The organism is Tolypothrix sp. PCC 7712 (assembly GCF_025860405.1).
Lineage (GTDB): Bacteria > Cyanobacteriota > Cyanobacteriia > Cyanobacteriales > Nostocaceae > Aulosira > Aulosira diplosiphon.
The window spans coordinates 8449662-8468775 of record NZ_CP063785.1; the positions used below are offsets into that span (position 1 = coordinate 8449662).

Sequence of the window (19114 nt, forward strand, 5' to 3'; positions counted from 1 at the left end):
TGCCTTATTGAGACTAAGACCGCTTAGGCAACAAGGAGGTGATGCCCATGATAGAAAGTAGTAAACGCATGGGTCATCAGGTTGCAGTTAGCCGGCTGTGTGCCGGGGCTGTTCTCTAAAAGTTAGCCTTAGTTCTCTAAGAGATACTAAGTGTAGCTCAAGTAGCTAGGCTGATGCACGGAGTTCCTTCCGGCAGTCTGGTTGCAACCTGAAGACCCGACTAGACCGCTCTGACTTAGATTATCCGATCTAAATCAGAGCGGATAGTTTTTGTAAGTGGGTAATAACAAAAGTATTCATTCAAAGCATAAAATCAGCATCTATGCAATCTTCATAATAGATGTAGTACAAATACTAGTATCACCCTGAAAGCTAAAAAGTAACTAAGTATTACAACAAGAGGAGTTGAATATGGCGCAGCTACTCACTCAGACGGAAATTCAAGAAAAAGTAAGTGGGCTTTTAGGCTGGACTGTTGAAGGAGCTAAATTAAAGACTACGCGCACTTTTAAAGATTTTATTCAAGCAATTGAGTTTGTTAACAAATTAGTGGAACCTTCTGAGTCCGCAGGACATCATCCTGATATAGAGATTTCCTATAACAAGGTGAAAATCCAATTAACCACACATGACTCAGGTGGTTTAACACCGAAAGATTTTCATCTAGCAGAGGTAATTTCCCAAATTAACTGACCTGAAAAAATACTGGAGGCAGAAGCGGAAAAACTAATTTTTATGCATTCTGGTGTACGTAGTTCACACTTACTACTTAAGTAAATAGGAATTTAGTAAATTCTCTAAAGCTACTCCCAGAAGAAATATATTAGGTTAAGGGTGTGACAGTTGTTTAGGCGATCACTGTGATGTTGTCATCTGCCTGAGATGTTTTATAATGATATGCTATGAAGGTGTGTTTTTGCATAAGTTAATTCCATCAATATTTAACATCAAGTTAATCGGTGATTAGCTTCGCAAAAACTAAAATTGTAGTAGTGGCAACTATGCCTCATCGAAAGGCCCTAACGAGATGTCGCATGTTTGAGAATTAGGTGCAACGAAAACAATTATCTATACAAGGTGTGAGGAGAAAAGACAAAATGTCTCATATATTATGGAAATCCCTGGTCGTCAGTCCAGCAGTTTTAGGAGCAACGCTGCTAGTTTCAGCATCAGCAATGGCAGCTCCCAATACTACAACAGAAGTATCTGCAGCTGATAAACAAGCAGCAGTTGAAATCGCTCCCAAGGCAGCAGAAATCATCGCGCAAGCAGCGCCCACCAGCGACGATACCAAAGTTTTAGATCAAGTTAACCGCTACAGCAAAGAAGGTAGCAGTAACTCTCAAGCTCAAGTGACATCGGTTTCACAATTCTCCGATGTGCAACCAACCGACTGGGCTTTCCAAGCATTGCAATCATTGGTTGAGCGCTATGGTTGTATCGCAGGTTATCCAAATGGTACTTATCGCGGTAACCGTGCTTTAACCCGTTATGAATTTGCTGCTGGTTTGAATGCTTGTTTAGACCGCGTTAACGAATTGATTGCCACAGCAACAGCTGATTTGGTAACCAAGCAAGATTTAGCAACCTTACAAAGGTTACAAGAAGAATTTTCTGCAGAACTAGCAACCCTACGCGGTCGCGTTGATTCTTTAGAAGCACGTACTGCTGAATTGGAAGCCAATCAGTTCTCCACTACCACCAAGCTAGTCGGTGAAGCTATTTTTGCTGTGAGCGATGCTTTTGGTGGCAGAACTGGAGATGCTAACAATACTGTATTCCAAGACAGAGTTCGTTTATCATTGGAAACCAGCTTCACTGGTAGAGACAAGTTAACCACCCGTCTAGCTGCTGGTAACGCTTCCGCTTTCTCCTTGAGAGACCAAGCTAATACTATTCTGAATACCCCACTGAATGGTACCAGAGAAGGAACTCAAACCTATCAAGTTGGTAGCACCGGTAATAATGGTGTCAGAATTGATAGATTAACCTACGAAGCTCCCATAGGCCCAGCCCAAGTTTATCTTGCTGCTAGTGGCGGTCGTCATGACCACTATGCTGCTGTTAACAATCCTTATTTCCATGATGGAGATGACGGTGGTAATGGAGCTTTAACTACCTTTGCTTCTGAAAGCCCCATCTATCGGATTGGTGGTGGTGCTGGTATCGCTGTCAATCTGCCTTTTAGCAGTGGTGGTAGTATCTTTAAACCCAGCTCCTTGACCTTAGGTTACTTAGCTTCAGATGCCAATAACCCTGGTAACAATACAGGTTTATTCAATGGTAGTTATGCAGCCTTAGGACAGTTGAACTTTGCAGTTGGCGATCGCTTGGCATTGGCTGCTACCTATGTCCACGGTTATCATGCTGCTGGTACTGCACTGTTTGATTCTGGTGCTGGTCTGAATGGCAACAATGGTCTAACAGGTGGTGTTGTTGGTACTGGTCAAGCCAACTATCTCGGCAACACACTTGTACAAACCGCAGCTAACAGTAACTCTTATGGCGTTTCTGCAGCATTTAGACCCAGTAACAACTTGTCGGTGAGCGGCTTCGTTACTTACCACGATGTTAATGGCGTAGGTGCTGGAGATGACTTTGAGGCTTGGAGCTATGGTGGTGGTATAGCTCTACCTGACTTTGGTAAGAAAGGTAACGTGTTGGGTATTTTCGCAGGTGCTGAACCTTATGCACGTAATCGTGTAACACCTGGTGGATACAGTGGTGGTAATGCACCAATCCACGTTGAAGGTTTCTACAAATATCGCGTGTCTGATAATATCTCCGTTACACCTGGTGTTATCTGGTTGAGAGCTCCTGGACAAAACAATGCCGAAGAAAATGCATTCATCGGTACACTCAGAACCACCTTTACTTTCTAGAAGCTGGCTCCAGGGTAAATAATTAAACCTATAAAATCGAAACTCGATTATCCCCCGCCTTTTGGTGGGGTTTTTTATTTTCGGTAGCAGTGGCACACAAACACCAGTGGGTAACCGGAGTATACTAAGAAAAGTATGAAGTATGAAAAATCTTGATCCTTCATACTTTATTCTTCATTCTTAATTGCTGCTTGTGGAAATATCTTGTAAGTCTGAATACGCAATTCTTGCCTTATTAGAAATGGCAACTCATTATCAAAGTGCTGAACCGATGCAAATTCGACAGATTGCAGCACAACAAAACATACCCGATCGCTATCTGGAACAGTTGTTAGCAACCTTAAGACGTGGAGGTATAATTAAAAGCCAGCGAGGGTCTAAAGGTGGCTATCTCTTAGCAAGAGAACCAAGGAGAATTAGCATCTTTGAGGTTTTAGAATGTTTAGAAGGGTTAGATGTGCGAACCGATCAAGAAGACATCAAGCCTAGAACAGTAGACAGTTTTGTTGTGGAAGAAATCTGGCAAGAAGCTTGTCAGGCGGCAAACTCAGTGTTTCAAAACTACACGCTTCAGGATCTTTGTGAAAAAAGAGATTCTCGGCGGCAGTTGGACATCATGTACTACATTTAGTCAACAATTGAAACTCAGAAGTTAAAAGAAACATCGCTCTTGACTGTTGACCCTTGACCCTGGACTGATAAATTAAGGATTAAAAACTAATTATGCGAATTGCTACTAACATAACAGAACTCGTCGGCCGTACACCTTTAGTGCAGTTGAATCGTATTCCCCAAGCAGAAGGTTGCGTGGCAAGAATTATAGTGAAATTAGAAAGTATGAACCCATCGGCATCAGTAAAAGACCGGATTGGGGTAAGTATGATTATTGCTGCCGAAAAGGAAGGGCTGATTAATCCACAAAAAACAGTATTGGTAGAACCAACTTCTGGGAATACAGGTATCGCTTTAGCAATGGCTGCTGCGGCTAAGGGTTATCGGTTAATTCTGACAATGCCTGATACTATGAGTGGCGAAAGACGGGCAATGTTGCGGGCCTATGGGGCAGAATTAGAACTGACACCAGGAATTGAAGGCATGAGTGGGGCAATTCGCCGGGCGCAGGAAATAGTGAATAAAACACCCCATGCCTATATGTTGCAGCAATTCCGCAATCCTGCAAATGCGAAAATCCACCAAGAAACTACCGCAGCAGAAATCTGGGAAGATACTGACGGAAAGGTAGATATGATTGTCGCTGGAGTAGGCACAGGTGGTACGATCACAGGTGTAGCAGAAATCATCAAAGCACGCAAACCCAGTTTTCAAGCGATCGCAGTTGAACCAAGTAATAGCCCAGTATTATCCGGTGGCAAACCAGGGGCACATAAAATTCAAGGAATTGGTGCTGGTTTTATTCCCCAAGTACTGAAGCTAGAATTGATTGATGAAGTGATTACAGTCACCGATGAAGAAGCGATCGCCTATGGTCGGCGTTTAGCTAGAGAAGAAGGCTTACTCTCTGGCATTTCCAGTGGTGCAGCCTTATGTGCTGCAGTTCGCGTTGCCCAAAGACCAGAAAACGAAGGGCGTTTAATTGTAGTCATTCAGCCAAGTTTTGGAGAAAGGTACTTAACGACACCATTGTTTCAAGATTTGGAGGACAGAGTAGCAGCTAGCATCAGCTAGCTATAAATTGGATTGATGGCCGATTCTAACCACTACGAAATTCTCAAAGTTAGTCCCAATGCTAGCCAGGCGGAGATTAAGCAAGCTTATCGCCGCCTGGTAAAACTATTTCATCCTGATAGCAATCAGAAAACAGCAGATAATGAGCAAATTATCCGCATTAATGCGGCTTATGAAGTTTTAGGCGATCGCCAAACCCGCTTAAACTACGACGAACAACTCAAAAATAGTGCCCAGAAATTAAATAGCCGCCAACAGCGGACAGCATCAGCACAGAAGCATTACCAAGCCACAAGAAAAACCGGAAAAGATGCTGATGAGCAAGTTGAAGAATGGTTGCGCCTAGTTTATCAACCAGTTAAACGTATACTTGCTTACATACTCAATTCTCTAGAAGAGCAAATTGATGAATTAGCGGCAGATCCCTTTGATGACGAATTATTAGAAGAATTTCAAGAGTATTTAGACAGTTGTCGCCAGGATTTCAAGCAAGCACAAACTACCTTTCGTTCTCTACCCAATCCTCCCAGTTTAGCCAGAACTGCGGCCCATCTCTATTACAGTCTCAATCAAGTTGGTGATGGTTTAGAAGAGTTGGCATATTTTCCTATGAACTATGACGATCGCTACTTGCACACAGGACAAGAGATGTTTCGCATAGCGAGGAAATTATTTTACGAAGTGCAAGCTTCTGTGAAGCAATATACGTAAGATCTCTTCTGGAAATGCGATCGCTATATCTCCTAAACATGGCGTAGCGATCGCAATGGCAAAGTATCCATATCAAAAATTCCCAGTCTGGCATTCAGGAATTTAATAGATATAGATATTATTCCCGTCGCTACAGGTAAAGAATTTAGTTTATGCTGGATACAGAGAAAGATTAAGAAATTTTAAATTTTGCTCCCAGTGTACTCATGCAATGTATCGTAAATCGCCGCGCTCAGTTTTCGGCAAGTCATCGCTATTGGTTGCCCGAACTGAGTGAAGCTGAGAACACTCAGCAATTTGGTGCTTGCTCTAGATTTCCAGGACACGGGCATAACTATGTCTTATTTATTTCCCTGATTGGGGAATTAGATGAATATGGCATGGTATTGAACTTGTCTGATGTGAAACAAGTAATCAAGCGGGAAGTTACCAGCCAACTGGACTTTTCCTATCTCAATGATGTGTGGCCAGATTTTCAACAAACTCTACCCACAACTGAGAATATTGCACGGGTTATCTGGCAGAGGCTAGCACCCCACTTGCCTTTAGTCCGCGTACAGTTATTTGAACATCCTGAACTTTGGGCAGATTATATGGGAAACTCAATGGAAGCCTACCTCACTATTAGCACTCACTTTAGCGCCGCCCATCGGCTAGCTCACCCTAATTTAAGTAACGAAGAAAATGCAGAGATTTATGGTAAGTGTGCGCGTACCCACGGACATGGGCATAACTACCATTTAGAAGTCACCGTGAAAGGGGAAATCGATCAACGCACGGGTATGATTGTCGATTTAGGTGCGTTGAATCAGGTGATAGAAGATTATGTGGTAGAACCATTCGATCACACCTTTTTAAATAAAGATATTCCCTACTTTGGTGAAGTTGTACCAACTGCTGAGAACATCGCACTTTACATTAGTAATTTATTGCGATCGCCTGTGCAAAAATTAGGAGCCAAGCTGCACAAAGTGAAGCTGATTGAAAGCCCAAATAACTCTTGTGAAATTTACTGTACTGATGCGGAATCTACTTCTGTGAGTGCAAATGCAAATCAGCCTATGTTAGCGCGGGTTTAATTATCAAAAATTGGTAATTGGTAAGAAATTTTTTCTTTTACCAATTACCAACTCCTCATCTTTAAAAATAACGTCGCTGGGCTGAACGTCGCAAATAAATATAAATTAACCAGGCTATAGTTGCAAAGATTAAATTAATTGCAAACCTCGTCACTGTATACCACAAGATATCAGGGTAAAAAAGCTGTGACCAACTCAGGGGACTGAGCTTTTGAGCTAGGAGAAATAAGGCAAAAATTGCATTACCACCTAACATCAGCGCAAATATCACTAAACCTCTTTGCCAGTAACGATGTTGGCTTGTTCTACCAGAAATCAAATTTATGGGGCGTTTACCTTCCACTCTTCGCAGTAATTGTTCCATTCGCCAAAACATCCACAACAGAAATGGAAATAAGCCATAGTTGAGAATAAGTAATGGCCATGAATAACGCCCCGTATTAGATAAAACATTGACTATGGCATGACAGACCACAGAATTTAGCCAAGCCAAAAACAGCAAATTTCGGTTGTGGCTGAAATGCATCGCCAAAGCATAGCCCCAAGGGGCAGAAAACAAAGCATGAACTGGCGTACCAATAATCCGGTTAAGAATTGATGCTGTGTTATTGAATAGATAAACACAGTTTTCTTGAGCAGTAAATCCGAAAGCAACAGCTATGGTGAAAACAAACACTGTACTAGGGCGCAATCGATACCTGCGTTGCAGATAGTGGCTTGGGGCAATCACTGCTACCAACTTACAACCTTCTTCAATCGGCCCTATTTCCACAAGTTGCCGGAAAGCAATACCAGGAAGCGAGTAGTTCATTTGTCGCCAGTCAATAACCCAGTTGGCTACAGTTTCAAAAACTATTTCTAAGCCGAGGGCAACAAAACCAGAGATTCCCCCCAAGATAAATAACAGCAGCAACTTTAACAGTGGTGGGGGCGTGGAAATACGGCAATAGTAGTAAGAAAGTAGCAGTAATGGTGGAATGACTGCCCACAAGACAAGTAAAAAATCAGCCACGTACCTGAGCAATTACAGTGCGGTGACGAGGGCTATTGCTAGAGATTGTTGGAGCCTGGAAACCTGCTGCCACTAAAGCTTGTTCAATATCTAAGTTGAAATATTCATCTAGATAAGGTTCAGTACTTTTCAGCAGCGTCAAAATGTAAGGTGGCATTTTCACAAAAGCTTCTGCTTTGGGATTCATATCCATAATTGCCAAATGACCACCCGGACGTAGTAAACGCCGCGCCTCTGCAAAAATTTGCTTCGTAGGCGCTTGGGGTAATTCATGGCAAACCAGAAAAATCGAAACTAAATCAAAAGCAGCATCTGGTAATCCGGTGGCTTCGGCTGGTGCATGAACCCAGTTAATTTTTGCTTGACGTTGCTGTGAACGATATTCCGCTACTGCTAAGAAATAGGGAGATAAGTCTAAACCTGTAATCTTAGCTTGGGGATAAAGCGCTTGTAAGGCAAAGGTACTCATACCCACACTACACCCGATATCTAAGATGTCTTGTGGTGGGTTGGGAAGTTGGTTTTTGAGAATATCGTGGTAATTTTGGCGCAGTTGACAATCGCCTCGAGCTTCTGCACCTTGCCAAATTTTAGCGTGAACAGCATAGGCCGCAGGTTCTACCTCAAACGCCGCTTGCCAGCTCATATTTCCAGTTTCGTAGGCATGGAATGAGGTGAGGTAATAGTCAGGGTAAGAAATCTGGGGATTTTCTACTTTCGCTAAATCGGTTGTCCAATCACGTGCTTGAAGTTGCTGTACTTCTTTTGTCCAAGGTACACCCATTTTCTCAGCACGTTTAATCATCATCTGTCTGGCTTGATGCTTGGCTAAGTTGGCTAAAGGCTTGATAGCCAATACACCATTGACCAAGCGGGAAGCTAAACCAGGAGCATTATCTACAGCAGCAGTCATAGATCAATTTACGTTCAATTGCCTTTTTAACTTATGACATACTTGCTGACTGCCAGTCTAGCAACAGATGCAATTGTATAACTGCATTCTGTGACTTTGGAATGCAAAATATAACTTTATCAAATACATGAATCTGCGACTGGTAAGATACCAATATTTACAACAATCAGTTTTATCTACTCCGGCACGTGATGCCATTTTTACAAAACTATAACCAACGTTGAGATAGTATCAACAAAAAATATGGTAAGAGCAAGAAGACGAACCAGCGGTTTTTTAAAGGATTTTCAAGAGTTTGCGCTCAAAGGCAATGTAGTTGATTTAGCGATCGCAGTTATCATTGGTGGAGCTTTTGGTAAAATCGTCACCTCATTTGTTGAGGATGTGGTGATGCCATTAATTAATCCTCTAGTTGCTGTGGCTGGTAAAGATTGGAGAACAATTACTGTTGGCCCAGGAATTGCGATTGGCAAGTTTCTCGGTTCAATAGTTGATTTTGTGATTATTGCTTTGGTTTTGTTTGTAGTAATTCAAGCTTTACAAAAATTCAAGAAAAAAGAAGAAATTGCTGCTGAACCTCCACCAGCAGACCCCAATCTTGTAGCTCAAGAAAGATTAACTGGAGCATTAGATCGGTTGACGCAGACTTTGGAATCTCGTAACCCTCAGTTTTGATTTAACTGTTACCTAAAAACTGGTTAGCAAGAGATGCGTTACGCTGACGCTAACGCATCCTACTGGCGTGGCAAGGCTAAAATGTTGCAATAAAAATCAATTTTATCCGCGTTTATCTGCGTTTATCTGCGGTTAATTTTTTCCAATCTAATGCCTCATTTTAGTCTAGACACGCCACTACTTTAATTTTAAAAATCAAATAATCAAATAGAAGTTCTATTTTGTGTCAAATTATTAGTTAAATTGTTTCTGGATCGATATTTAATTCTCGCAGTTTAGCAGCTAATTTTTCTGCTGTTTCTTCTGGGGTTGGTACTAGCTTGCCTGCGGGGGTAAAAAGTCTTAATAGTCCTTGTTCAATCCCTAAATATAAACCAAGCTGCTGGCTCCATAAATGTCCTTGCTGATTTGGTTCTAGAGGTTGATATTGCCCATCTACTAAATGAAACCCTGCAAATTCTAGTGTGTATGGATCAAACCAAAAATAATCAGGGGTGCGAAAGGTATCTTGATAAATCTTTTTCTTTAATTCTTTGTCTGTATTCGCTGTTGATTCCGAAAGAATTTCGAGAATGAAGTTAGGATATTTACCATCTTCTTCCCACACTACCCAACTTTTGCGGGTTTTGCGTTCGGTATTGAGGACAACAAAAAAATCAGGGCCGCGGAAGCTCTCAGTTTTCAGTTTTTTCCAGCTGTAATAAATAGTAAGATTGCCAGCAGCGTAGAAATCTGTTCTGTCTCGCCACAACCATTCAAGACATTTAAGTAGGAGAATTATTTGCTCTAGATGCAGTTCTGTTTCCAAAGGAGGCTCATCGCTATATAAGTCACCTGGCGGAAAAATAACATCTTCTTGGGTGTCCTGAGTAGCATCTAATTCTTTGGCGAGGGACATGGTTGAGGCTATGGCATTTGCAATTTATGGGTTTATTTTAACGTTAGGGATTGGATCTGGGGACTGGGGACTGGGGATTGGGGACTAGGGATTGGGGATTGGGATGAGGGAGACAAGAGGACAAGAAGATCAGGGGAAATAACAAACACCAAACACCTAATTACCAATTACCAATTACCAATTACCCATTACCCTTTCCCCCTTCCCCTATTTTGCAGCTTTCGGTTTAAGTGCCAATAACATTTCTACTTGACTAGTGGATTGATCTGGACTGGTAGCAGTCACACCCAAACCACGAATAGAAGTGAGAATGGCGTTGGCTTCAGGTGGTAGGGGTTTAGCTGCAGCGAAGCGATTCACCACAGTCATGGTTTTATCCATATCTATGTAAAAGTAGCCGCCATTGGGTTTTTGTAAGGTACCAGTTACAGCTTTAAAGGTGTCGCTACTATCGAGAGATTGGTTTTTCTTAGTTGCGATCGCATCGCCAACTGGGCCACCTATAGCTATAAATACGGTATCTTGATCTAACCAGCCATGAGATAACAAAGCACCTTGTTGTGGTACTTGCCATTCAGTAACGTTTTTACCATCGATAGTTCTTTGAGCAACTGTGACTAGTTGCTTTTTGATCAAGTCATCGAGTTTGCTGAGAGTAGCTTCGGCTGTTTTGCGATCGCTAGTATCAAATAAGAATGCTCCACCAAAACCCACGCTAGCTAAAATACCTTGATTAGCAGGAATCGCACCCAAAGCAAATTCCCCATCCATCCAGCCGAGAACTTCTTTATCTAAGTCCAAGTTGGCGACTGATTTGAGTTGTTGGCGTACCTGTGCCACGGCTTGGTTAAATTCAGGGTAATCTTTGGATTGTTCTATTAAAGTTGTCCAAGTCTTGCTGATCCCTTGTCCACTAATTAAAGCAAAGGTTTCGGCGGGAAATTCTCCTACGATTTTGGCAGCAGTATTTTGATATTGGAATTTGTTGAGTTGGGAATCTAAATTAGCGATCGCTTTGACTCGCAAACCTCCATCATCAACACCCACACCCGCCACCATCGATTTTACTTGCTGCAACTGCTTGAGGGTTTGGGGAGGTAATTGTGTACCTTGGGGATTAGCGGCTGCTAACTGTTGGATCATCCCCGCATAGTCGGGTATATAAATTTGTGCCAGGGTATTTTTGACATCTACACCTTTGCTCAGAATATTGCTAGCACCTTCTTTAGTGGCAAAGGAAGGTTGTCCTTTATAGGTATCAATTGCCTGTTCAATTGTTGGTTTTTCGGGAGATAAAAGTAATTGGCTATTATTTAAAACTACGCTATAGGTTGGTTTGCCTTTATCTGTGGCTTCTGTAATTTTTTCGCCTTTATATTCAATTTCTTGAAATTTAATACCTTTTTGGGCTTTTAATTTATTACCAAAATTTAAAGCGCCGATTTTGTCTTTGATTCCCACTACCAGCAGCATCTTTGGTTCTGCTTGTAACTTGGTAGGTTTATTGGGTGCGCCAGCCGGAGGCGTAAATTGGGCGGGTTTGACTGGATCGGGTGGTAGCACAGCCATCATCACACCACCCACCCAAGGTTTTATGTCGTTTTCATAAGAAATGTTAGTATCTTTTAACAAATCTTGATTGAATGACTCTAAACCTTTGGCAACTAGTTGTTGTGCTTCGGGGGTACCAAACTGCTGTAACTTCGCCCAAGCTTGGGGATCGGTGGTAATGTAAGTTGCCATTAAGGCTGTAGAAGGTACTACCTTGGCGCTGCCTAAAGCACCTGCGCTATCGCCTGCAGGGCCTCCCTTAAAATACATATAGGCAGCTATACCCCCTGTAATCACTACAGCTGCACCAATAGTAGGAATTAAAAACTTTGATTTACTTTCAGGCATTGATTAGATCCTCGTTTCCCCAATTGTTATGGAGGCTAGTAAAAACGTCATTGTAGAGTTTTCGGAATTATTAATAAGTTGTACTAATTTAGCGGTATTTACTGACAAAATTAGTATTACTATACACTAAGGGTTTTAACTTACTCCAAGAATTACTACAACATAATGAGACGCAAATCCGTAAATAGTATGTTGTTTAACTCAAAAAAATAGCTTGGTCAACAGCAGCAAGTTATCCTAAGTTATAGAAATACTTGGGGGTATTTGTGCTTAAGAGGCATCTGTCAAGAAGAGACTCTTGACTGAATACCAAGAAGTACAAGAGATCAACTGACATCAGGGAAAGCATATAAGGGAGAAACAAGGGGAAGATGAAAAATTCGTAATTCTTAATTGATAATTCGTAATAGAGTTTCAGACAAGGATTTAGACTGCACCTGAAACTGTGCGGACTAAAGAGTTTTAGGCTTATGGCTATGTTCTGAATTACGAATTATAAATTAGTAATTAAACCCAGAAAAGCGTTCTTCCAGACTGCTGAGTTGATTGGGGAAGATACCCAATTTCACTATTTTTTTCACTACATCCAGCTAGACTTATCAGGATATAAGGTCAACAAGCATCAATGTCCAATTTTTATTTTGATACAGAAAATAACGGTCACAGATCTTTTGAGTTACCAGGGGCTAAACCTCATTACAATCCCGATCGCCCTGGACAAGTAGAGCATATTTTTTTAGATCTAAGTTTGGATATTTCTCACCAGAGTTACTCTGGTAATTGTAGTATTCGTCTTTTACCCGTCCGGACGGGAATTGAAAGTTTGACGTTGGATGCTGTCAACCTGAATATTAAATACGTACAGGTAGACGAAGTAGAGCAAGAGTTTGACTACGATGGTGAAAAGTTAGTCATTAAACTTTCTAGCCCCACTCAAGTAGGTAAGCGGATAATAATTGCGATCGCCTACTCAGTAGAAAAACCCCAACGTGGGATTTACTTTATTCAACCAGATAAACACTACCCCAAAAAGCCTACCCAAGTTTGGACACAAGGAGAAGACGAAGATTCTCGCTTTTGGTTTCCCTGTTTTGACTATCCCGGACAACTTTCTACATCGGAAATTCGGGTGCGTGTTCCTAAACCTCTGGTAGCAATTTCTAATGGTGAACTGATTCGCACAGAGGAAGATGGTAAAGAGAAAATTTACCATTGGTCACAGCAACAAATTCATCCTACTTACTTAATGACATTGGCAATTGGTGACTTTGCTGAAATTCGTGATGAATGGCAAGGTAAACCTGTTACCTACTATGTAGAAAAAAGTAGGGAAGAAGATGCGAAACGCAGCATGGGCAAAACCCCCCGCATGATTGAATTTTTAAGTGAAAAGTATGGTTATGTCTATCCTTTTCCGAAATATGCCCAAGTATGCGTTGATGACTTCATTTTCGGTGGGATGGAAAATACCTCAGCCACCCTATTAACCGATCGCTGCTTATTAGATGAACGCGCTGCTTTAGATAATCGCAATACCGAAAGTTTAGTTGTTCACGAACTAGCACACCAATGGTTTGGTGATTTACTAGTAATTAAACATTGGTCTCATGCTTGGATTAAAGAAGGCATGGCTTCTTATTCTGAAGTCATGTGGACAGAACATGAATATAGTAGCCAAGAAGCAGCATACTATCGATTATTAGAAGCGCGGAGTTACTTTAGCGAAGATAGCGGTAGATACCGCCGTCCGATGGTAACTCACGTTTACCGCGAAGCAATTGAACTTTATGATCGCCACATTTACGAAAAAGGGTCTTGTGTTTATCACATGATTCGGGCAGAATTAGGCGAAGAATTGTTTTGGCCAGCAATTCACACATTTGTTCAAGATAATGCCCACAAAACTGTCGAAACAATAGATTTATTACGGGCAATTGAAAAAGCTACAGGACGAAATCTTACCTTCCTGTTCGACCAGTATGTTTATCGTGGTGGTCATCCTGATTTTAAAGTAGCTTACTCTTGGGATGGAGATGCTAATTTAGCAAAAGTTACTGTTACTCAAACCCAAGCACAAAATAATAACAGTAAAGAGTTATTTGACCTAAGAATTCCTATCGGGTTTGGTTATAGCGAATCAGGAGACTCGCCACAACTCAAAACTTTTACTGTGAGGGTAAATGAAAAAGAACAAAGTTTCTACTTTCCATTAGAAACTAAACCACAATTTATCAGCTTTGATGTGGGGAATAATTATCTCAAAACTGTAACTTTGGAATATCCGATTCCCGAATTAAAAGCACAGTTAGAATTTGATCCCGATCCCCTCTCTCGCATTTATGCAGCTGAAGCTTTAGCGAAAAAAGGTAGCTTAGAAGCCACAAAAACATTATCTGCGGCTTTAAAAAACGATCCATTTTGGGGTGTGCGTGTTGAAGTTGCGAAACAACTAGCCGAAATCAAATTGGATCAAGCCTTTGATGGTTTAGTCGTTGGTTTAGAAGATAAAAGTCCTTATGTGCGTCGTGCGGTTGTCGATGCGCTAGCTACAATCAAAACCACCGAAAGCTATAAAGCTTTGAAAAGCTTAGTTCAAGATGGCGATCGCAGTTACTATGTAGAATCAGCAGCTTGTCGTGCAATTGGCGCGATCGCCTCAGTTAACCTAGACGAAAAACCCAGAGAAGAAAAGGTACTGAAACTTCTCAAGTCGGTTTTAGAAGAAAGAAGCGGCTGGAATGAAGTAGTTCGCAGTGGTGCGATCGCAGGTTTAGCAGAACTCAAAACCTCTGAAGCAGCTTTAAACTTGTTGCTGGAATATACCAAACCTGGCGTACCCCAAGCCTTACGCTTGGCGACAATTCGCGCTTTAGGTAAAATATCTGTCGGTCAAACTCCAGTCAATTTAGAACGAATTTTAGAAAGATTAGGAGAACTAGCCAAAGAAAGCTTCTTCTTAACCCAAGTCGCAGTCGTCACCGCATTAGGACAAATGGAAACACCCAAAGCCATTGGAATTTTGCGATCGCTAGCCGATCAAACTCCAGATGGACGTGTGCGTCGCTATGCGGATGAAGAAATTACGCGAGTGCAAAGCAATATTGGTACCGATAATGCGCTGCGGACTTTGCGCGAGGAACTTGATCAACTCAAACAGCAAAATCAGGAATTGAGAAGCCGCTTAGAAAATTTGGAGGCTAAATCTCAGAGTCCTGCATCGTAAATTAGCAGGTAGAATACCACACAATACTCCTCGGTTAAGGATTTACACCAAATCCGCTTAAATAACCCCTTTTTTATCGAACCGCATTCGCGTAGCGTCTCGCAGAGAAGACACAAAGAACACAAAGAGAAGAGGAGTAAGAAGATAAAGGGGTAAAGAAGCCGGATTTGGTATTACAACAGATTCTATGTTTATGAGGGACAGCAACTAATTGAAAAAAGTAATGAGTAATAAGTAAATTTCCTACTCATTACTCATTACTCATTACTCATTACTCACGATGTCCCTCACTTACTTCAAAAGTGCTGTTTTTGAATGGTGTTATTAGGAACAGAATAAGAGATATCAAGTTTTTGTTTTTTAATTTTCTTGACAGGAACTCTCACCAAATAATAAGCACCTTTACTAGCAATATGCTTGTATTCTTCTGGTTCCAAGTCCATTGCTAAAAATCTGTCTTTTTCCGCTAGCAGTAGCAAAGAATTAAGCTTGGCTGGTTGAGCATTTTGTTTGTGAATATAGTCTACAACTTCCGGTGCAGATGAGATGTAATTGACTGTTTTATGGCTGTAAAACACCACACTAGGTTTTTTGAAACCCAGCATAATTAATTCTTCTTTTGGTTGTTCTACTTGGGCAGCGATTGTAGCTAATTCTCGTAAAGGTTGCTGACGCTGCTGATCCATGACAAACAAAGTAGGCATCAAAACAACTGTAAAAAATATCACAAACCCTAATAAGTTAGCCGTGATAATCCATTGCCAACGGCGAGTTAGGGTAAACGCAGCAATAATGATGGCTACCAATAGCCAAATCATCCCCCCGATCGCTGGTAAACCCATCTGTTGAATCGACTGATACAACTCAGGTGCAGCAGGATCGTAACCTACTAACTGGGCGAGGTGAAATAATGCTGCAGCAACCGCAGATAAAAAGATGACATTGATCCAGCTACTCCACACAAAAGATTTGGCGGCGATGACAGATTTATGATTGTCGGTTTCGGGTTCTGGGATCAAGTCACTCCATAACAGCGCCACCAGAATCGCGGCGGCTGGCATTAACGGTAATACATAGCTAGGAAGTTTGGTAACAGCGATGGTGAAAAAGCCAAAAACCGCTAGAAACCAAATGCAAGCAAATAAACCTAATTGCTGAGAACGTTCTTGAGAACGCCAGTGCGATCGCTGCCAAAACTTCAGTCGAATCATTGCGGCAGGTAAGTAGACTGAGTATGGAGCAAAGCCTAATAGCACTACTAAAAAGTAAAAATACCAGGGTGCTGAATGTCCATTAACTACTTCTGTAAACCGTTCTATATTGTGATAACCAAAGAAAGAATTAATATAATTCCAGCCATTACGCCAAATCACTAGCGCATACCAGGGAACTGATAATCCTAAAATAATTAGCAACCCCACTAGGGGACGCATTTGCCGCCATACTTCTACTAAGTTGCCTTGGTAGATAACAAACGCACCGATAATTAACGCTGGTAATACAATTCCTACCGGGCCTTTAGTTAAAATTGCCCCAGCAACTAGCACATAACAAGCCCAGTACCATTTATTCTTGGGGAATTGTGAATTCTGTGCGTAACCTAAAAAGAAGCATAGCAAAGCTGATGCGATACACCCAGTCAGCAGCATATCTGAGACACCAATACGTCCCCAGGCGATCATTTCTGGAGTTAGCGCCATCACAGTTGCAGCCAACCCAGCCGTTAAGTAACGGCGAACAGGGCGGGATACTTGTTCTAATTCATCTTTTCTCGCTAGCGACCAATGTACTGTGTAAAAAGCTAAAGCGACTGTCCCCATCGCCGCCAGTGCTGATGGGATGCGCGCCGCCCATTCATTCACACCCAAAATGCCATAGGCGATCGCTTGACACCAATAAATTAACGCTGGTTTATCAAAGCGTGTCTGGGCATTAAAGAAGGGAGTGATCCAATCTCCTGTAATGAACATTTGACGGGAAGCCTCGGCAAACAGTGGTTCTGTTTCATCAACTAAGCCAATGTTGCCTAAATTCCAACCATAAGCTATCCAACCAATCACAATTAACCACAGAACCGATACAGTCACAGCCAGCGCCGGACGCGTAAGTATATTTTTGCACCACTGGCCAACAGTGTGGGGAAGGCTCAATTTCATGTTCATTTGTTATCAGTCAATGCTCAAAAGTCTACAGTCAAACAGCACTTTGTTAATAGTCGTTGACTTGGTAGATTTTGTTCTTGGGAAATGGGGAATAGGGCATGGGGCATGGGGCATGGGGCATGGGGCATGGGGCATGGGGCATGGGGCATGGGGTAATGAGTAATGAGTAATGAGTAATGAGTAATGGGTAATGAGCAATGGCTATTCTCCTCTGCTCCCTCATCTCCCTCATCCTCCTCATCCTCCTCATCCCCAGTCCCCAATCCCCAGTCCCCAATCCCCAGTCCCCAATCCCCAATCCCCAATCCCCAATCCCCAATCCCTACTTACTAAGTACTAGCCGCCATTCCTGGCTTTGAGAATTCCATACTGGTGAAGATGTTTCCCCAACTACATAAGGCCCCCAGTAGCGACGTGAACCATCTTGGGCAAAGGCTACGAGAATATCTCCCTTCTCTAGTTTTAAGTTACCGTTAGGCAGAGATAGGAGTAGGCCTTTTTCACTGCCTTCTTGAGGTTCAAAATCCCAATGGGCGGGAATATCTTGCTGAGTTTTAGACGCACCTTTAGCTGCTGACTTTCTTGCTAGTAAAGCGAGGCGCACAGGCTGATTGGTTTGATTACTCATCCGCAATTTGCCTTCTCCTGCTTTGATACTTCCAGAAGATTTTTGACTATATGCCAATAGAGAAGTATCTTTATTAGTACTATTTTCTACCGCTTCAGCAGGTAGAGTTACTGAAGCAGAAACATTAGTTGAGCTAACGGTTTCATGAGCAAAAGATGGAGAAGAATTGCTGGGTAGTTGAGGCGTTTCATTTGGTTGTGACGAAGTTGAGTTTGGATCTGTAGTTTCAAAAGAAACACTCATGCCAAAGCACCCCACCAGTAACCCTAACAGTCCCAAAGAACAAGCTAGAACAGCAGCGTTACGATACACTGACGTTTTCATATTGATAGTTATTTAGAAATAAGTATTTGTTTAGGCTTGTCCAAATCCTAGCCTATTCTCCGCAAGGGCAATTACTGTAATTGCCTACTATAGAGCCTCTTGAAAGCAAGTTATGCAATGTATCATAAATAGCATTTTCAAGAAACATACTGACAAAAATAATCACCTTGATTCTCTAACGAAAAATCAGGTGTAAGCCTGATTAATCAAGGCCATCTTTTGTTGAGAATGTGAAAAAGCACAAAAAATATAATACATCACTAGCAGATTTCTTCGGAGAAGCGCAAACAGTAATTTTTGTTTTACAAGTAGTGACAGTAACAAAGATTATGGTGACAAACCCCCAGATTTCTCTGTGGAATGTACTTCATTTTTCTTAATATTTCACACTACATATTTTAAGATAACTCTGATTGTTAAGGGGTGGAACCCTACATTCAACAATTTTTGGAAAAGTTTTACTTACCTGCAGATGACACCCTGTATAAAATTTCATCAACACTGAAAGCCCACTAGATAGTTCAATTACTGCTCAAACAAGCTTATGCTAAAACCGATATCCTCTAAAAGAGGAATATTTCATGATTTCTTGACTTTTGGCTTGTGTCCCAATTATGCAAAATACTCGTATAAATAATTTAGTTGATGCTACTACCAGGCAAATAGGGTTATGGTTTGTTAACCCTTGGCGGCGATTATCGCTACTAATAATTTGTTTTTTGTTTGGTTTCTTTCTCGGATCGGCAATTTCTACCAGTGCTGGACAAAAGGCAGAATTGGATATTTGGGTAGCAGCGGTTTTAGTTGTACTAACCGAAGTGAGTAGCAGAATCTTCTACAGTGGTAACTTTTTCTTGAGGCGATCGCTATGGGTGGAAGCACTCAACTTTCTCAAGGTTGGTTTTACTTACAGCCTGTTTCTGGAAGCGTTCAAGCTGGGATCGTGATTAGGGGATTGGGGATTGGGGATTGGGGAAAGGGGAAAGGGGAAAAGGAAAATTACCAATTACCAATTACCAATT

General features: G+C 41.7%; 16 protein-coding genes. 9 read left to right on the forward strand and 7 right to left on the reverse strand.

Annotated elements, in window-relative coordinates; translation table 11 throughout:
- Window positions 1-411: 411 nt before the first annotated feature.
- The 6 genes from HGR01_RS34415 (at window position 412) to HGR01_RS34440 (ending at window position 6358) form a co-directional block, all read left to right on the forward strand.
- Window positions 412-693, forward strand: coding sequence for a 4a-hydroxytetrahydrobiopterin dehydratase (locus HGR01_RS34415; protein WP_045873277.1), 282 nt, complete (start codon window positions 412-414; stop codon window positions 691-693).
- A gap of 404 nt (window positions 694-1097) precedes the next feature.
- Window positions 1098-2882: an iron uptake porin gene (locus HGR01_RS34420; RefSeq protein WP_045873278.1), complete on the forward strand. Its 1785-nt coding sequence runs from the start codon at window positions 1098-1100 to the stop codon at window positions 2880-2882.
- 193 nt (window positions 2883-3075) lie between these two features.
- Window positions 3076-3513 (forward strand): RrF2 family transcriptional regulator, encoded by a 438-nt coding sequence (locus tag HGR01_RS34425; protein WP_045873279.1) that lies wholly within the window; start codon window positions 3076-3078, stop codon window positions 3511-3513.
- 92 nt (window positions 3514-3605) lie between these two features.
- Complete coding sequence (gene cysK, locus HGR01_RS34430; protein WP_045873280.1) at window positions 3606-4568, forward strand: cysteine synthase A; 963 nt, start codon at window positions 3606-3608, stop codon at window positions 4566-4568.
- A 15-nt stretch (window positions 4569-4583) separates the two neighbouring features.
- Window positions 4584-5279 carry a J domain-containing protein gene (locus HGR01_RS34435; protein WP_045873281.1) on the forward strand — a complete coding sequence of 232 codons (696 nt, stop codon included), beginning with the start codon at window positions 4584-4586 and terminating at the stop codon, window positions 5277-5279.
- A 206-nt stretch (window positions 5280-5485) separates the two neighbouring features.
- A complete protein-coding gene (locus HGR01_RS34440) occupies window positions 5486-6358 on the forward strand; it encodes a 6-carboxytetrahydropterin synthase (RefSeq protein WP_045873282.1) in 873 nt (290 codons plus the stop codon).
- 61 nt (window positions 6359-6419) lie between these two features.
- On the opposite strand, the gene HGR01_RS34445 is transcribed toward HGR01_RS34440, so the two are convergent.
- Together HGR01_RS34445 and HGR01_RS34450 are read right to left on the reverse strand one after the other, a co-directional pair.
- Entirely contained in the window at window positions 6420-7370 is a 951-nt protein-coding gene (locus HGR01_RS34445; RefSeq protein ID WP_045873283.1) for a PrsW family glutamic-type intramembrane protease, read from the reverse strand.
- Window positions 7363-8283 (reverse strand): class I SAM-dependent methyltransferase, encoded by a 921-nt coding sequence (locus HGR01_RS34450; RefSeq protein WP_045873284.1) that lies wholly within the window; start codon window positions 8281-8283, stop codon window positions 7363-7365. Before HGR01_RS34450 ends, HGR01_RS34445 begins: the two co-directional genes overlap by 8 nt.
- 243 nt (window positions 8284-8526) lie before the next feature.
- On the opposite strand from HGR01_RS34450, the gene mscL reads away from it, so the two are divergent.
- A complete protein-coding gene (mscL, locus tag HGR01_RS34455; RefSeq protein WP_045873285.1) occupies window positions 8527-8958 on the forward strand; it encodes a large conductance mechanosensitive channel protein MscL in 432 nt (143 codons plus the stop codon).
- A 238-nt stretch (window positions 8959-9196) separates the two neighbouring features.
- Here the strand turns inward: mscL and HGR01_RS34460 are convergent, their stop codons facing one another.
- Both HGR01_RS34460 and HGR01_RS34465 read right to left on the reverse strand, forming a co-directional pair.
- Window positions 9197-9856 carry a Uma2 family endonuclease gene (locus tag HGR01_RS34460; RefSeq protein WP_045873286.1) on the reverse strand — a complete coding sequence of 220 codons (660 nt, stop codon included), beginning with the start codon at window positions 9854-9856 and terminating at the stop codon, window positions 9197-9199.
- 207 nt (window positions 9857-10063) lie between these two features.
- The gene (locus HGR01_RS34465; protein ID WP_045873287.1) at window positions 10064-11755 is read right to left on the reverse strand and encodes a DUF3352 domain-containing protein; all 1692 of its coding nucleotides are present in this window, start codon (window positions 11753-11755) and stop codon (window positions 10064-10066) included.
- A gap of 625 nt (window positions 11756-12380) precedes the next feature.
- Here HGR01_RS34465 and HGR01_RS34470 point away from each other — a divergent pair.
- Window positions 12381-14978: a M1 family metallopeptidase gene (locus HGR01_RS34470; RefSeq protein ID WP_045873288.1), complete on the forward strand. Its 2598-nt coding sequence runs from the start codon at window positions 12381-12383 to the stop codon at window positions 14976-14978.
- 296 nt (window positions 14979-15274) lie between these two features.
- Here the strand turns inward: HGR01_RS34470 and HGR01_RS34475 are convergent, their stop codons facing one another.
- From HGR01_RS34475 to HGR01_RS34485, 3 genes are read right to left on the reverse strand one after another with little or no spacing between them, the layout of a single operon-like run.
- The gene (locus tag HGR01_RS34475) at window positions 15275-17140 is read right to left on the reverse strand and encodes an ArnT family glycosyltransferase (RefSeq protein ID WP_045873289.1); all 1866 of its coding nucleotides are present in this window, start codon (window positions 17138-17140) and stop codon (window positions 15275-15277) included.
- Between the two features lie 17 nt (window positions 17141-17157).
- Complete coding sequence (locus HGR01_RS34480; RefSeq protein WP_096621924.1) at window positions 17158-17445, reverse strand: hypothetical protein; 288 nt, start codon at window positions 17443-17445, stop codon at window positions 17158-17160.
- A 17-nt stretch (window positions 17446-17462) separates the two neighbouring features.
- On the reverse strand, window positions 17463-18092 hold the full coding sequence (locus HGR01_RS34485) for a hypothetical protein (RefSeq protein ID WP_045873290.1): 630 nt from the start codon (window positions 18090-18092) through the stop codon (window positions 17463-17465).
- A 614-nt stretch (window positions 18093-18706) separates the two neighbouring features.
- Here HGR01_RS34485 and HGR01_RS34490 point away from each other — a divergent pair.
- Window positions 18707-19039: a DUF565 domain-containing protein gene (locus HGR01_RS34490; protein WP_071989466.1), complete on the forward strand. Its 333-nt coding sequence runs from the start codon at window positions 18707-18709 to the stop codon at window positions 19037-19039.
- The last annotated feature ends 75 nt before the right edge of the window (window positions 19040-19114 follow it).